10 protein-coding genes and 1 tRNA gene are annotated in these 16,201 nt (G+C 50.2%); all 11 read right to left on the reverse strand.

The genetic code is table 11. The annotated features are described in order from the left end of the window. A complete protein-coding gene (locus Mal48_RS06015; RefSeq protein ID WP_145197089.1) occupies positions 1-2,604 on the reverse strand; it encodes an NB-ARC domain-containing protein in 2,604 nt (867 codons plus the stop codon). Next, a complete protein-coding gene (locus Mal48_RS06020) occupies positions 2,601-2,837 on the reverse strand; it encodes a hypothetical protein (protein ID WP_145197091.1) in 237 nt (78 codons plus the stop codon). The genes Mal48_RS06015 and Mal48_RS06020 overlap by 4 nt, the downstream gene beginning before the upstream one ends. Beyond that, positions 2,834-4,093 carry a restriction endonuclease subunit S gene (locus tag Mal48_RS06025; protein ID WP_145197093.1) on the reverse strand — a complete coding sequence of 420 codons (1,260 nt, stop codon included), beginning with the start codon at positions 4,091-4,093 and terminating at the stop codon, positions 2,834-2,836. The genes Mal48_RS06020 and Mal48_RS06025 overlap by 4 nt, the downstream gene beginning before the upstream one ends. Next, positions 4,084-6,825 (reverse strand): HsdM family class I SAM-dependent methyltransferase, encoded by a 2,742-nt coding sequence (locus Mal48_RS06030; protein ID WP_145197095.1) that lies wholly within the window; start codon positions 6,823-6,825, stop codon positions 4,084-4,086. Before Mal48_RS06030 ends, Mal48_RS06025 begins: the two co-directional genes overlap by 10 nt. Before the next feature lie 457 nt (positions 6,826-7,282). Then, complete coding sequence (locus Mal48_RS06035; RefSeq protein WP_315850678.1) at positions 7,283-8,068, reverse strand: ATP-binding protein; 786 nt, start codon at positions 8,066-8,068, stop codon at positions 7,283-7,285. Continuing rightward, entirely contained in the window at positions 7,992-8,294 is a 303-nt protein-coding gene (locus Mal48_RS23175) for a hypothetical protein (protein WP_197442099.1), read from the reverse strand. The genes Mal48_RS06035 and Mal48_RS23175 overlap by 77 nt, the downstream gene beginning before the upstream one ends. Before the next feature lie 566 nt (positions 8,295-8,860). Beyond that, entirely contained in the window at positions 8,861-9,157 is a 297-nt protein-coding gene (locus Mal48_RS06040; protein WP_145197100.1) for a DUF1580 domain-containing protein, read from the reverse strand. A gap of 298 nt (positions 9,158-9,455) precedes the next feature. Further along, positions 9,456-10,574, reverse strand: coding sequence for a tyrosine-type recombinase/integrase (locus tag Mal48_RS06045; protein WP_145197102.1), 1,119 nt, complete (start codon positions 10,572-10,574; stop codon positions 9,456-9,458). A gap of 103 nt (positions 10,575-10,677) precedes the next feature. After that, positions 10,678-10,748, reverse strand: a tRNA-Gln gene (locus Mal48_RS06050). A 220-nt stretch (positions 10,749-10,968) separates the two neighbouring features. Continuing rightward, positions 10,969-11,988 (reverse strand): sugar phosphate isomerase/epimerase family protein, encoded by a 1,020-nt coding sequence (locus Mal48_RS06055; protein ID WP_145197104.1) that lies wholly within the window; start codon positions 11,986-11,988, stop codon positions 10,969-10,971. 220 nt (positions 11,989-12,208) lie between these two features. Then, on the reverse strand, positions 12,209-16,078 hold the full coding sequence (smc, locus tag Mal48_RS06060; protein ID WP_145197106.1) for a chromosome segregation protein SMC: 3,870 nt from the start codon (positions 16,076-16,078) through the stop codon (positions 12,209-12,211). Positions 16,079-16,201: the final 123 nt, after the last annotated feature.

The following is a 16,201-nucleotide window of genomic DNA, read 5'->3' on the forward strand; positions in this document are numbered from 1 at the left end:
CTAGCCCCAAAGGTCAAGTCGTTGAGCAAGACCCACCAAATGATTATTGTGACCATCAAGTACCAAACCCGCTTCCACAAAACTACGAGCTAAATCCTCCCTTCCCGAATGAAACGCCAGCCAGGCCATCCGAGAAAAGTCATTCGGGTCTGCTTCATCTCTTCTTGCTTCCATAGCCGAGATGATTCTCGCAGCAAGGTCACGTTTTTGTTCCATATCTATGTCGAGCCCATGATCTCGCAACAATGCGTTGAGTTTGTTGGCAGTATTCGACAAGTCGTAGAATGACACGATTGAAATTTGGGAACGTTCAATGCACGCATGCACATCGCCAAGTTGATCACCTGTCTGGTAGCAAGCTTGACCGAGTAGTCGCCATGCTTCCGCTGCTTCTTCGTTAGGCGGCCCGTTTTCCAAGAAATGCCTCAATTCTTTTTTAGCAAGTTCATAGCCTTCCTGGGTCCTTTCTTCCATGTGCCAACGAGCCAAGAGAAGCCAGCCTGCGTTGTAGCTACGACAAATCGCCTCCAGGATTGCCGAATAGGAATCGTAGCTTGCGCCTGCCTCAATCCTTTTCGACACATTACGGATAAACATTTCAAGACGGCGGGCAAGACCAACGTGAACATCATCGCGTCGGCTCGGCCCAAGCATTTGGAGTATTTCGACGTCAGCTTCGATGGCAACCTTCGAAGGGCTGATGTTGAGTTTTTTCTTGCCAAACACATGTGCAACGAGCGGAATACTAATGAACTCCTGTTTGTCCTCAGGCGCTTCATACAATTCGGCCATTGAATACTGGAGGAGCGATTCGATTCCTTGTTCCACCTCTCGGCGTTCTTCGGTCGATCTGAATAGGACGGCCTCCAATGCAAGTCGGGGAACCGGAGAATTCCATGCGGAAAGCGTAAGAAACGCTCGTTGAGAACATGGAGACAACGCGACATACGTTCGTTCGAAAAGGGCGGTCAGTATGTCGTCGGAACCTGCGACCAATCGTGGTATGTTCTTTGCGAGACGGTTCTTGGCGACTTCACCCAATAGAATCTTGATCACGTAAGGGTGGCCTTCAGAATGTCCCACCAGCTTGTTGATGTAATCCTCGTTAATAAGGTCCTTTACCAAGAGCGATGATGCCGTGTTCCTAATAAGCGTCCGGGCTTCACCATCTTCCATGCCTAAGACGTCGACCGGATAGTCGCCCTTAAATTCACGAAGTCGAGTTGTGATCAGCACTTTGTTGGGCAGACGGATAAAAGAATCAATCCAATTGAACATCTCGATTGGATTTTGGGTTGTCTCAAAGTTGTCGAAGACGAATAGGCACGGACCAATATCACATTGCTGTAGTTGTTGTTCGAAGTGGGAACGCGCATTAAAACCTTTTACGTTTATCTCTTCTTGAGACAAAACCAACTCGGCGTAGAATTCGCTCATGTCTTCCGGTGAGAATACCAGTGGCCGCACTGGTTTGGGGCCGGTTAGATGAAGATCAACATCGCGAGAACTTAGCCACACAATCGCTTCGTATCGGGACTCATCGTACAGGCGTTTGATCACTTCCATTGCGAGCGATGTTTTACCAATTCCGCCGCGCCCCACCAACGTGACAATAGGACGCTTGTCATCCAATAGTAGCCGGGAGAGTTCATCTTCTAGTTTCGGACGAGAAACATAATCGCTCACAAGGTCTGGCACGTTGGAGAAACAATTGCCCTGAGGTAGCAACTCACCATGGCCTTGCGTTTCACTCGGCGGCAGCACTCCGGGAGGAGTCAGGAATTTTGCCCCATCGCCATCCTTTTTGTCGTCAGTGACGTACGACAGCATTTCATACTTTCTCGCTTTCAAACCGCCGTTTGCAAAATAGAAGTCTCGAAGTTCACTGTCAGTCTTCATGAGCACAATCGGCCGTGGTGCCCCCATGTAGAGATAGACTCCATTCGGGTAAATCTGATCTTGAGTGCGTTTGAGAAAATCAAACTCAGTGGTGTCTTCGGTGATGCCAGAGACTCGGTACTTGCCGTTTAAGTTCCTGTAGAGGTGAGCCCAAGGACGCCGAAACAGAGAAAAATTCTGGTACACTAGATCGATACTCTGACGGATATGCTGAGCAGCAATCGTTACACGTTCCGTTTGTGTCGCACCGTGACCCCGAGTCTTGTTTCGAAGAGTCGCGAATAAACGAAACCACCGTTTCATATCTGACTTTATGGGGACGTCTTCCGCTTGAATGCCAAGGTGATCCAGTGCATTCTTGAACGCAGAGACCGCATCGTACTGCCATGTGCCTGCTTTACACGCCTGCGTCAACTCTCTCCTTTCTTCGCTTGCCTCGTTCAGGAGGTATTGAGATGCGGGTCCGGTTAAAGCGTCCTCTATCATTCTGCCCCAATCCCCTAAGCCGTCGGCGCGAACAAGCTGGTGTTCAAGCCGATAACGATTGCGATCCTTGTCGTCAGCAATCGACGCAACAATTCCGATGACAATTGTTTTTGCAAGTGCTTCTGCCGCATAAAGAAGTGCAAAGAAATAGGCGTGATCAGAATCAGACTTAGCCCGCTCGGCGCGGGCGAGGACTTGCTCGATTGCAACGTGATTCATGTTGTGCTCCCGGCGGATTCCTGAAATACGGTGGATTGGATCGTTGAGTTATTCAAAATCGTGAATTCGCGAATGTCGCCGAGGAGTTGTGTGACCTGGGTCGTTGACCAGCGGTAGCCTCGTTGGTAGTTGGCGATGAAATAACGTTGCGGTTGGCCGTCTGTGTTGAGTCGCAACTCATCAACCGTACGCATCGAGAGCGGAGTTTGTTTTTTGATCGTTTCTTCGGTCATATCAGCCTCGTCTTTCCGGTGAGGAGTTCCTGCATCATGCCTTGTTTGAGGTCGCGGGTCTTGTCGCGGCGTTGTTCCAGGGCGGCAATTTCCGTGTCCATGTCGGAGAGGACTTCCGCGATTGCAGTTTGTTCCTCGATAGTCGGCGGCAATATCAGAGGTAGAGTCGCATACTCATTGCCGTTGATTCCGGGTTGACCACTTCTCATTGAGTTCAATTGAACCCAGTTCCAGTACGTTCGTGTTGTCACAAACGCCGCTAGATACGCTGGTTCCAGTAGTCTTGGATCAGGACGCACGCGAATTAGGAATCCCGCATATACAAGTTCGCCATCATTCGGATTGTATAAGTACGATTTACCAACACTTGCTCCCGTACGCGCAAGCACTAAGTCCCCCGGTTCCAGATAGAATTGATCGGAGTCAGGAGAATCAACAGAAACACGAGGGCTTGGGCAGTAACGACCGTATTCGGTGATGTCAGTGATACGCAGGTAACTCGGAAGGTTTCCAGAAAAGGGCACTGCCGCAGCATTGATTCCATAATTTGGTCTCGCAAGCAAGCACTCTCCAAGGCGTTTCTCTTCCCATTCGCCCTTGAATCCGGGTAGGCGGGTTTGGCCGGTGAGGAGTTGTTGCATGGCGGCCTGTTTGAGATCACGCTTCTTGGTGATCATCCGCTCCAGCACCCCCAGCAACGCATCCGCATCGCTCAAGGCTTCGGCGATTAGTGGTTGCTCGTCCAGAGGCGCATACGGAACACGAACGCGCCCCAATATCGTTTGGTTGAGTGACGCCATCGTCGTTCCGGTGGCGTTCTGTGTCAGCCACGATTTGACGCTGTGACTTTGAAACTGGCAGGCAAGATACGGGGGGTGGCAATCGCTTTGCGGCCTGATGCTGATGCCATCCGAGCCAAGAAACCAACCGTCTTCGTTGTCAGTGACAAGTGCGGATCGGTCAACCGCACCTTTTCTTCCAAAAACTATGTCCCCAGCTTTCAAGAGATACTGCGGTAACCGTCGAACGACTTCGTTTGGAACAAGAGGCGTCCTATCGGAAATCTTGAAGATACCGGCACCGATTTCTCCGACCGAAATAAGCGGGACACCTTCGTCGCCTGAATACTCACTTGCTTTCAATAGAGTTCCGAACGGACCGGTCTTGATCTGCGCGATTTCGTTGACCGCTTTCACCGACCAGTCTTCCGGTATGACGCCAACGTCAGTCTGCTTACGGCCGTGGTCTAGTTCCATACCGCACCCATTTTCTTCAGATGCCCGTCGACACGCCCGGAGAGCGTTGCCAGTTCGATGGTCAGTTCAGGCAGCGGAGTAACGTACCGCTCGGCGAGCTGACGAATCCGGCTGGTCAGCCTCTGCGACACGCGGTCGAGTTCACCCTGCACGGAAGCGGAGAGCGTGGACAACCATTTGTCGTCCACGACAATCGACTTGATCTCCTCAACACTGAGCTGCGGATATTTGTCGTGAGCCAGTTTGTCGAGTTCTTCGACAGCGGCTTTGAGTTTTGACTTCAATTCGGACTGGCTGGCCAGCAGTTCCAGATAACGCACCACAACTTGCAGATCGGAGTAGTTTTCGGGTAGCGGGTCTTCGGAAAGTCGAGCGACGATCGAGGTTTCAGCGTCGGCAAACAACACCTTCGCCTGCTTCGCATCAGCTTTCTGCTGCTTGTCCGTGTCGATGTATTCGGTCAGCGTTTTGGCTTCGTCGCCTGCATCCAGTTTCTCCCGCCGCGTCTTGACCGCCTTCAACGTCAACTTGCCTTTAGACGTTTTGAGTGCCGACAGATAATGATGGTCGCTGAGTTCCTTGAGCCGAGCGGCACAGCCATCCGCCGATTCGACGAGTGTGTTGTACTCGCCACACGTTTTCTTGTTCTCATCGTTCCAGATCGGAATGATCGCCTGCGTGTAGGCTTCTTCCGCGTCCGACTTTGAGGAAACGTCTTTCAAGACACCTTCTTCGCCACCATGTTCTTCGGACAGTTCTTCCAGCTCGGCGGCGACGGAAGCGAGTTCTGTTTCCAGAGCATCAATGGCCTGTTGCTCTTTGGCAAAGTAGCGAGCGACAATCAACGGCTTGGGAATCAGATCGCAGGCCCAGCCCTTGTCTTTCTTTTCCCCCTTCTTCTTGCCGCTCTTCACTTCTTCGATGACGCGGTGAGTTTTGGCCACCCAGCCATCGGCGGCAATCAGATAACAATCGTCCTGCATCGTCTCGGCCCAGTAGTCCATCAGATGCTGGTAGATGTCATAAGCATCCAGCAACGGGGCTTTCTGAAATCTGGCCAGCAGGTCTTCGGCAATGGTTTCGATCAGCTGTTTGGGATGATCCTCTTTGTCGAATCCCGTCAGCAACGGCGCGTTGTCTTTCTTCCACCTGGTAAACAGCTTCGTGGTCGACTTAATGAACGCCGTGAATTCCTCGTGGTCAAAGATCGCCTGTTTGACTTCACCGATGGGCAACCGCAAGTTGAAGTAACCGGGCCGGTCCGCCTTCTTGAGCAGACTCGATCGTACGCCGGGGATGACCTGCCAATAACGATCCAGATCGTCGATGTCGCAAACGGGGATGCCACCACGCAGGTGACCGTCGATGTCCTGAATATCTTCTGGTTCACTGCTGTCGATATAACGCGGCAGGTTCAGGTTGTAATCGTTCTTGGGGTCGCTGATTTCCGCAGTCTTGACCATCCGGGCGTAACGGGGATCGCTTTCGTCCTGTCGCGTGAAGGTGTCGACAATGCGGTGGATGTCCTGCTCACGCAGCCGATTCTTGTTGCCGTCTTTGATGAAGCCCTTGGAGGCGTCGATCATAAAGATGCCCTTACGGGCGGTGGCGTTCTCTTTATCCAGCACCAGAATGCAGGCGGGGATACCGGTGCCATAGAACAAGTTGGCAGGCAAGCCAATGATCCCTTTCAGGTAACCCGAATCGACCAGCTGCTTGCGAATGGTCGCTTCGGCGTTGCCACGAAACAGAACACCATGCGGCAGAATGCAGGCTCCTTTGCCTTCTTTCTTGAGCGAGCGAATGATGTGCAGCAGATAGGCATAGTCACCTTGTTTGCCGGGTGGTTCACCCCAGGCGAAACGCTGGTAAGGATCGTTGGCTGGGGTGAGCCCGGTACTCCATGTTTTGTCGGAGAACGGTGGATTGGCAACGACGTAATCGTAAGTCCGCAACCGTTCGCCATCTTTGAACTTTGGACTTGCCAGAGTGTTACCCGCCAGAATGTTGGCGGTCGGAAAGTCGTGCAGGATCATATTCATACGGGCCAGACCGGCGGTGGTCACGTCCTTTTCCTGACCTTCCAGCGTGATATGAACGTTGGCCTCAGCAGCAACCTTCAACAACAATGACCCGGAACCGCACGTCGGGTCGTAAGCGGTGGTCGAGGCGACCGCATTCTTCGACGAAATGCCGATGACTTTTGCCATGATGCGGCTGACTTCGGACGGTGTGTAGAACTGTCCCTTGCTCTTGCCGCTCTGGGAAGCGAAGTGACGCATGAGGTACTCATACGCATCGCCCAGGATGTCATCGTTCTCGGCTCGGTTCTTGGAGAAGTTCAGTTCTGGCTTCTGGAAGATGGAGACGAGGTTGGTCAGTCGATCCACCATCGCCTGGCCTTCGCCGAGCTTGTTGGGATCGTTGAAGTCGGGGAAGTCGCTGCGAGCCAGCCGTGTGTTGTTGTCGATCAGCGGTTGAATGATCTGGGTGTTGATCTTGCCGCCAATGTCGCTCTTACCCTTGAGGGCCACCATGTCCTTGAAACTGGCTCCTGGTGGAATGGTGACCGGCGGCGCGAAGTCATCCGAGTCTCCGTATTTGTCGGAGACATATTTAATGAACAGCATGAACAGGACATAGTCCTTGTATTGGCTGGCATCCATGCCGCCACGCAGTTCATCACAGGACGCCCAAATGGACGAGTAGAGTTCCGATTTTTTGATGGCCATAAGTGAAGTTGTTGATTCTTGCAATTACAGATGTTTAGTACGTTGGAGAATCGATTGCTCAAAAAAATCGGCAACGTTCAACTGTTGAAAAGTTTTTTCGACATCAGTTTACTGATTTCGATGCCCAAAGCGTCAGCAGTTTCACCCACTACTGAATCAAAACAAAATCTCTAGCAAAGAGATATTGCCTTCTTAATTTAAAACTCAACTGTATCAACTTCATCTTGGTCTTGAAATGGCTTAGGAGAACTACCAATGAGTCATTGGAATGTCGCAACTCTCTCCCCGAATAGATGCTATTTTCGAACGGTTTTCTTTGCGTATTGTACTAGTTTGGACTTGAAACCCGATTCTCCAGTATTTTTTATCCCCCCCCTCCATTTTCTGCCAATGCGCACACGCTCCTTTGGATGTGGTTTCGAGTGTTATCGTGAAACTTTAGAGTCCCCCTCCGCTTCTAAAGAATGCGAGCAGGTTTTCGATAGGACTGCCAATTGCACAGAACAGTGATTGATCTGTGTTTAATCCTCTCCCAGACTGGTGCGGTGAAGATTCTAGTTGCTTCGCTCAAAAGCGTCTCTCCAGGGGGAAGATTGATCGTCATCCAAGTTGGCAAGCCTTCGAATACACGGTGTTCGAGGGCGTGATACAACACGTCGGCTTGTGACGCAGATAAAGGTTCACCACCTGTTGGTGCCGGATCAGACAAGCAGAAAATCTTTTTACCTCGGAATTTTTTAATGAATTGCTCTTCACTGATCTCGGAGTTACACCTTGATTTCCTAGCCTGGTAACGAAAATCAGCACCGTTCATGTACTTCACACTCTTGGTTCCACGAAGTTGTTCCCAGATGGTTCTGAGCAGACAGAACAATAAATGATCTTTGCCTGTTCCAGGTGGACCGATGAATAGGATGTTCTTCCCGCTTTTCACCTCTGCCAATAGATCCAGATTTAAGAGTTCATTGATTATGCGATGCTGCTCGTTTTGGTCCTCTTCTTCTCCGTGGTAGACGAACGTTTCGAAACTTGCCTCAACGAATCTTCCGGTCATTGAACTCCAGTTTTCCCAAATTACTTTTGTTTGTTTTTTCCGCTCTAGTTCTTCACGGTTTGCCACGTATTCATTTTTTTCTTTATCGGTAAAAATACGAAGCTTCGTACTCTCAAATGACGATTTTTTCCGACCGAGTTCGTCGATCAAAGATTTGTCCGGCGTTGGTTCTACTTCCCTGAGTTCCATTGTTTTTTCTTTCGGTTGATACGATTTCGTCTGGGAACAATCCCTGCCAGTCATTCAGTATTGATTTCTGAATAGCAGCAACGGCTGCGTCCGGTCCGACTTTTTTGAGTTCGGCGATTTGAAGATTTGCAGCCCGCTTTGAAATCGGTTTCTTAGATTCTCGCCGATAGCTGCACCATTCCATCCACGCAGACTGGAATGCAGGCACTGAGAGAATTTTCGGCAACGCGACTTCCTCAGGGCGAAAACGCCCCCCGGGATGTTCTTTTGGATGTTCATTGGATGTTCTATATGTAGGATTCCGAGAGTCCGGATGTACCAACTCCGATTTTCCGGATGTACTACCCGGGATTCTGGATGAACCTTTATCCGGTTTCTCGGATTTACCAATTTCGTTGTTATGGAGATTCGGATTTACCAAATCTTCTAAAACGTGCCAGTTGATGGTGCGAAGATTCGCTCCATCACGTGTTCGGTTGTTAGTGATTAAATTTCTTTTGAATAATGAGCTGATGAGTGCGCTGGTCTGCGAGGCACCCAGAGATAGTCTCGCTTGGATCGCTTCATTTGATGCAAAGCAAATGCCCTCGTCGGAATTCCCAGCAAAGAGAAAAATGACTTGTAGGGTCCACTTTTCTCGGATTGAGAGAGGTGAGTTAGCGATTAAATTCTGGCGAGTCCAGAAATCATGAGATTGCTTATTTGAAGTCATAGTGAGGGATTCCGTGGATCAAATCAGGCCTGCCTCTTCGTGATGAAAAAAATAATTCAAAATCCATTGTTTATTATTGATCAAAGAATGCCGTTTGCACGGAGCGAATCGTCATCACATTGCGATGGCGAATCGCTTTTCTGCTCTTCCTTAAAAGCAGCGGCGGTTTGATCGGAAAGAAATTGATCGAAGGCCTCTATTGTCGTGTACCAGCGTCCGCCGCATTGGAGCGCTTGAAGGCGAATTCGACCGCCAGCAACTCCACGCTTAATCCAACGCCATGCGGTACTCGGGGCTAATCGCTTTCCTAGACGTTGCTTGGCGATTGTCTGCACGGTCTGTAATTGACCTTCAAGCATGTTGTTCTGAAGATGCATCAGTTTCTCCTGTACGAATCGATTTCTAAAGTGATCGTTTACGTACAGGAAAAGCGGTGCGCGACCATGCACTGAAATGGCCTCAGAAGAACTGTTTTCGCTTCTGATGAATTGGTTTGCTATAAGTTTTAAGTCTTATGCCATAAATGGATTACGTGAAATTTCATGCGGTTTTTACAACTGTTTTTGAAGATTATCATTTTTTACCGTCACCAATGTTCACGACGTCTCATCATCGGATTGAAAGTTTTTTACTACCTGCGAGAAGAGCCAAATTCTGCACAAAGAAGGAATCGATCTAGCCTATTTTCGCAATGACGGCTCGCGCAGACTCGATATCAACTTCTGCGTAGATTTCGCTCGTCACTGCGGATGAATGACCAAGTAAGACTCTTGCAGCTTCAATTCCATGCTCTCGTCGGACATTCGTAGCGAAGTTGTGACGCAGTCGGTTTGGGGACCAGTGAGGGACCTCAGCACTTTCACAGGCTCTCTTGATTGCGATGTAATATCCTTGCGATGAGTATCGTCGTCGATCATTTCTCACGAACGCTTTGGCATCGTCACGGTAGTTTTTAGAAGTGTACTCGGCTCGTCCTTTCAGCGGACTGAATAAGTAGGCTTGCAAATCGGTCGTGAGGTACGGCTTGATCAGTTCCTGTGCGTGTTTGCCGAGATGGACGATACGTAACTTCTTCTTGTGTTGAGTCTTGTGGCTTTGCGGATGGTACTCCCAGACATCACCGCTCATGACGAGATCACACGCTCGCATTTGTAGTACTTCTCCCGGACGCATTCCGGTATACATTTGTAGTTGGATCATGGTCCAGATTGGAGAAGTGACGTATTCCTTAACTGCGGCAATATAGGACTCTGGAACTGGTATGACTGCATCTGTTTCGCGAGCCATTGACCGGCCTTCTTTGAGTCCTTCCAACGTCGTGAGTTCGAGAAAGACCATCTTGTCGATGAACTTCTTGTTCGCAGCCCACTTGAACATCGACTTAATTCTGGAGATGTGGCAGTTGATAGTTTTCCGAGCAAGATCAGCTTCGATCATGTGCTCTCGAACGGCTTCCAGCTTCAACGTGTCAATCTCCTTCGACAGCAGATTCCTGAACTTCTGGTTCAAGTACCGAACAGCTGACTTGATATTGGCAACCTCGCCAGTCACTTCACCATTCTTTCGATAGTAAATTTTGCAGTGTTCGATGTAGAGATGTGTCAGTTCCCGGACCTTCACATCCTTGATTGGCTCGCTGTTCGACCGGCTCCATTCACCGAGCAACTCAGAGTAACGTTGGTGAGACTCCTGAGAGCCATAGACGCCAAGGTAAATATCCTTGCCATCGATCCTGACACGAGCTTGTCCGGAGGGCTTATGATGAGCGTATTTTGGAACTCGTTTCTTTGCCATGAGTGCAGCCTTCTCAAAAAACCGGGTAGTACCGGGTAGTCGTGAAGCTGCGCTGCCAAGGGCAGGTAAGCGTAAGACACGCTTCAGCAAGAGTTTAAGAAATTAGCCCGACCAGGATTTGAACCTGGACTAAAAGAATCAGAATCTTTCGTGCTACCGTTACACCATCGGGCTGTGATTGAGTTTGGGTATAATATCGACAATGTGAATCGCTGCAACCGACTGGTTCGTGCAACTGAAATTTTGCCGGACACTTGAAGTGTCCGGCAATTTTCCAGAGCATCTTTCGAATTGGTTTGCAGGTTCTGCCTCGTGGCGAACAGCATTTTTACTAGGGAAATGCGTTCTTCACGGGCACACGGTAGAGCAAACTGCTCTAGCTGAACGCTTCAGATTAAAAACCGCGGAGTTCTTTGATGTCTGCCATGTTTCTCAGGCGGTAGTCGATGTTGGTGTAATCGAGGAGCGAGCACAGGGCACGGACTGCGACACCCATTCCGTCGGGACCGCTGAAGCCGCCGAACTGGCCGCCACCTTTGAGGTGTGGTTCGAGTTCGAGGAAGACACCCGGGCCGCCGAGTTTCTTCATGCGTTCATCCAGAGCAGGGATGTGGTTGCGGAAATCTCGGAGGATCGCTTCGTGGCCGCTGTCACCAACATCGGCAGGGACGAAGTTTTTGAGGCGTTCTTCGTCGACGTAGCCGAGCCATTCCATTGTAGGATCAATTTCGTAGTCTTTAATGTGGATCCAACCAATGTGTGGTCGCATCAGTTCATATTCTTCAAAACATTGAACAGGGCTCATGTTCTGGGAGGAGAGGTTTCCGCCGTCGTAGATCACGACGAGGTTTTCACGGTTGATTTTGGTGGCCAGTTCAGCCAGCATTTTTCCGTTTTGCCCGATGAGGTTTGCTTCGACCTCAAGGCCATAAACGATTCCGTGTTTAGCGAATTCGTCAGTGATTTTGGCGACCAGCTCAACAGCCTGATCGACATACCCATCGGGGGCCTCTCCTTTAGGTTGGTAGAAGGAGAAGCCGCGAATCAATTTTGCATCGAGGGCGAGAGCTGCTCGGATGGTGTTTGCAACTTCGGTTTCCATGTATTCGTCGAACGGGACGAATACATTGTGTGAGCCATCTTCTTGATCGAGAAGTTTGATTTTGCCGATCCGCGATCCGATGCTGGCGACGGACATTCCGTATTCGGCGTGAATCTCTTTAAGCTGCGAAAGTTCTTCGTCGCTCAGTTCGACGACATGTTTCACTTCGCCAGAGCCAGTCACATCGACAAAACGTGGGCTGTAGTATTTGAGGCCGAGGGCAGCGAGTGAGGCCATTTGCTCGACGGCAGTCTTACGATTGGCCGCTTCATCAGCGAACGCACTCAAAATGACTTCAGGATTGGCAGACATTGATCCGTTTCTTTCTCTCAGTTTTTTGATGTATCAGCTTTGACGACATCTGTCCAAGTTATCGAAAACCGTGTGAATCACAACGTTTTCAACAACAATGGTTTCAATAATCTTGTCAGAAGGCTTGTCAGAACTGCTAAGAGAACGGATTGTTGAATGGATCGCCGCACACTTCAAGTGTACGGCGAAACTCTTGCCTGTGATGAGAATCAAAAGGTGACTACGCGGCGTTGCGAATCTCGCCGTTGTCGTTGACGTCCTCGAAACTGACAGAGATCCGTTTGGAGACGCCGGCCTGTTCCATGGTCACGCCGTAGAGGATGTTCGCGGCGGTCATTGTGCGTTTGCGGTGTGTAATGACGACGAATTGTGTCATCTCGACAAACTCTTTGACGACGGCGACATATCGATCGACGTTCGCTTCATCAAGCGCGGCATCGACTTCGTCCAGCACGCAATACGGGCTTGGTTTGCTTTTAAACATGGCGAAAAGCAAACCGACGGCGGTCATGGTTTTCTCACCACCGGAGAGAAGAGAGATCGACCGAAGTTCTTTTCCGGGAGGGCGTGCGACGATATCGATGCCACATTCGAGGACATCATTGGGGTCTTCGAGGATGATATCGGCGTCACCACCACCGAATAATTTACGGAAGAGTTCCTGGAAGTGAGTGCGGATCGTTTCGAAAGTTTCAATAAAGATTCGTTCGCTTTCTCCGTTGATTGTTCGGATGATATCTTCCAGTGCCGCCTTCGCTTCCTGAAGGTCAAGCAACTGATGGTTCATGTGGTTGTAGCGATTCTCAAGCTCTTCAAGGCTTTCGAGCGCTTCTGTGTTCACGTGACCCATCGACTTGATTTTTCTTCGCAATCGATCAACGCGGGATTCGAGTTCTTCGCGAATTTCTTCAAAGGATGGAAGGACGATATCGTCGGTTGAATCTTCTGATTCATCGGATAACTCTGACTCGTTTTCTGAACTTGCACCTGCTTCAATTTCTTGAGCGTCACCTTCGGTCGAGTTGACGTCTTCGGACTCTTCCAGAGAGTCACCTTCGATGTTCAGTTTTGCTACGACCTCTTCGCCATATCGTTCTTCGAGGTAGATTCGATAAGCAGAAACTCCGCTAGAGACAAGTTTGTCCAACGGGATTTGAAACTCTTCGAAAATTCTGTCTGCGGTTCCAGTCAGTTGATGCCGCAGGTTTTGAATGGCAATCTCAAGTTCATGCTGCTGATCCTGAAAGACTCGGCGTTGTTTGTGTTCCGCATCTTCCTGTTTCGAAAGTGCTTTTCTCAACGCTCTCAGCGAGTCTCGTTCAAGGAAGAACTGCCGCGTTTCTTTCACTGTTGTTTCGAGTGCGATAGCGTGAGTCGCAATTTTTTGTTCGGCGTTCAAAATCGTCATGCGACCGCGTCGCAGCGACTGCTCAGCTTGTTGCGATTGCTGTTGCGCCTCTTCGGATTGCCGTAAGGTCTGGCGATGTTCTTTTTCGAGGTGTGCCTGTCGGTCCCTTAAACTGGAGAGGCGTTCTTCGTGCTTCGCCATTTCCAGTTGTTGAGATTTCATTTCCTGTGCAAGCTGCTGGATTTCTTTCTCAGCACTCAGAATTTCGGACTCGATTTCTAGAATCGATTGCTTCAGCTTTTGTTCTTCTTCAATAAATTGATTGAGTTCATTTTGCAGCTCGGCAATTTCCTGTTCGGTTTCCTGAGTTTTGGTGCTGAGTTGATCGAGTTGTTGTTGTTTTTGAGCGCGTTCTGCAGAAAGACGTTGTCCTTCCTTTTCTTCGCCTGCGAGTAATGCTGAACACTCGGAGAGTGAGCTTGCTTTCTCTTCGAGTTCACGCCGGGCTGAAGTAAGTTCGGTTTGCTTGGAATCAATCGAACTTCCGAGAACCGACTGCCGCTCCAGCAATGCTTCGATGTTTCGATCATGCTGATGAATGTTGTTTCGCAACTGGCGAAGTTCGCTTTTTCGCGAGACGATCGACGATTCGTGCGGCACGGTCCCGACGAATAGTTCCCCGGTTGGCGAAAGGACTTCGCCTTGCAAGGTGACAAAGCGAATGTTTTGTTCAGCTGCATGTGATGCAATCAATCTCCGCGCATCGTCGAGCGTTTCAACGATCCAGGTATCGCTTAAAACCGCAGCTGCAATTCCGGGCGACCGTTCCGAATCTGCGATTAACCGATCGGCACGCCCAAAGACGCCGGGTTGACCAGTCAATTCGATTTCTACTGCAGGTGAACCTGAAGTATGAGTCTCCGAGCTTAAGGGATTTGCACTCTGGGGCAGGGCAGGGGAGGGGGGATGCGACTGCGACGGTGTTGTTTTCACACCTACAAAACCGACTCGACCGTCAATGGGGGCTGTTCCTCGGTCGAGGTAATCGAGAAGAGATTCCAAATCTGAAGTCGCAATATACTGTGCTCGCTCGGCCAAAGCTGCGTCAATGATCGGCGCCAGTTCCATCGGAACATCGATGAGGTCACGAACAAGACCGAGCATCCGATTCCAGGGAGGGAAGTGCGAGGTCTTTGATCGCTTCAGGATTTCCTGAACACCAATCGCGATTCCTTCCTGACGTTGTTCAAGCTCATCGAGTACCGCCAATCGAGCCGCTTCTGCACTGCGGCGTTCCTTCAGCTCGCTGAGCTGATTTCCGGCGAGAGTTTTTTGATCGGAAAGTGTGGCGCGATTCGATTGCAGGTTTTCGATCGCTTCCTGAACTGCACGATAGGCGACCTCAGCTTCTTCAACGAGCTTCTGGCGTTCCCGTTTGCCAGCATTCGCTCTTTCCACAAGTTCGTCGGATCGTTGAATTTCGTTTTGAAGATCAGATGACCGTTTTGAATAGGCCTCTGCTTGTGATCTCAGAACTGCCGAGCGTTCGATCGCTGTCGACTTGTTTCTTTCGATCACTTTCAATTGTGAATTCGATTCCGTGATCGATGAACGCCATATTGAAATGCGTTCACGAATCTGGCTCGTTTGAATTTCTTTCTGTTCCAGTTCCTCGCGTACTGTTTCGTATTCTTTGGCGAAATCGTGGAGTTGTTGCTGAGCGCGATGGTACTCAGATTCGACACCATGGACCTGGTGTTTCAGGCTGGCGCGTTGAGTCCGCAGTCGATCCAGTTCAACAGCGATCTCTTGAAGGCGTGCCGACTGATGGTGCATTGTCGATTCATGCGTCGCCATGGCCTGACGATTACTGGCAATGGTTCTTTCATGATCGATCAGTTTGTCATCGAATTCAGAGATGGATTGATCTGTTTCGTGTCGCTGTTGTTCGATCTTTGCGACACGTTCGAGGATGTCCGCTTCCTGCTGCTTGAGCAGGTCCAGTTGGTTGTGCTTTTCGTCGAGTTTTTGCGACAGGTGTCTGAAGTCGTCTGCGGCAAGTCCGGTCCAGAGTGCTTTGAGCTCGGTGGAAACTTCTCGAAACCGGGCCGCTTTCGTTGCCTGAGATCGCGTCGAATTCAGCTGCGATTCGACTTCGTCAACGATGTCGGTCAGTCGCAACAGGTTTTGTGCGACGCGTTCGAGTCTTCGCTCTGCGTCGATTCGCCGAGCTTTGAACTTACTGATTCCGGCAGCTTCCTCGAAAACAAGACGTCGAGTCGTCGGATTCGCCTGCAGAATCTGATCGACTCGGCCTTGTTCGATGATACTGTAAGCGGCAGTTCCGGCTCCTGTTCCCATAAAGACATCACGGATATCTTTGAGACGAACGGCAGATCCGTTGAGGAGATATTCTGAATCTCCACTTTGATACAGACGTCGACCGATGGAGACTTCTGCTGAATCGATCGGGAGGAGTCCCTGAGTGTTGTCGAAGGCAAGCGTCGCTTCTGCAAATCCGCTGGCCCGTCGTCCCGATGATCCGTTGAAGATCACATCGGACATTTCCTTTCCACGAAGGCTCTTCGCGGACTGGTCCCCCAAGATCCACTTGAGGGCATCAACAACGTTACTTTTTCCACTTCCGTTTGGCCCAACGACGCACGTGATCCCCGGCGAAAATTCGAACAGCGTCCGATCCGCAAAACTTTTGAATCCGAACAGCTCCAGAGACTTTAACATCGACAGAAATCGGGAATAGGGGGTTGGGAATCAGGTTGAGTGAGTACACACATCAAATGTGAACCGCTGGACTCTCAGCGGTTCAGGGTTCGTCGTCATCGGGACGGCGAACCCGTCACGCGA

This window comes from Thalassoglobus polymorphus, from assembly GCF_007744255.1.
Classification (GTDB): Bacteria; Planctomycetota; Planctomycetia; order Planctomycetales; family Planctomycetaceae; genus Thalassoglobus; species Thalassoglobus polymorphus.

Bases quoted from the DNA above. Each gene is read 5' to 3' on its own strand.
- Mal48_RS06015 (WP_145197089.1), bottom strand. From the start codon at position 2,604: ATGAATCACGTTGCAATCGAGCAAGTCCTCGCCCGCGCCGAGCGGGCT.
- Mal48_RS06020 (WP_145197091.1), bottom strand. From the start codon at position 2,837: ATGACCGAAGAAACGATCAAAAAACAAACTCCGCTCTCGATGCGTACG.
- Mal48_RS06025 (WP_145197093.1), bottom strand. From the start codon at position 4,093: ATGGAACTAGACCACGGCCGTAAGCAGACTGACGTTGGCGTCATACCG.
- Mal48_RS06030 (WP_145197095.1), bottom strand. From the start codon at position 6,825: ATGGCCATCAAAAAATCGGAACTCTACTCGTCCATTTGGGCGTCCTGT.
- Mal48_RS06035 (WP_315850678.1), bottom strand. From the start codon at position 8,068: ATGGAACTCAGGGAAGTAGAACCAACGCCGGACAAATCTTTGATCGAC.
- Mal48_RS06040 (WP_145197100.1), bottom strand. From the start codon at position 9,157: ATGCATCTTCAGAACAACATGCTTGAAGGTCAATTACAGACCGTGCAG.
- Mal48_RS06045 (WP_145197102.1), bottom strand. From the start codon at position 10,574: ATGGCAAAGAAACGAGTTCCAAAATACGCTCATCATAAGCCCTCCGGA.
- Mal48_RS06055 (WP_145197104.1), bottom strand. From the start codon at position 11,988: ATGTCTGCCAATCCTGAAGTCATTTTGAGTGCGTTCGCTGATGAAGCG.
- smc (WP_145197106.1), bottom strand. From the start codon at position 16,078: ATGTTAAAGTCTCTGGAGCTGTTCGGATTCAAAAGTTTTGCGGATCGG.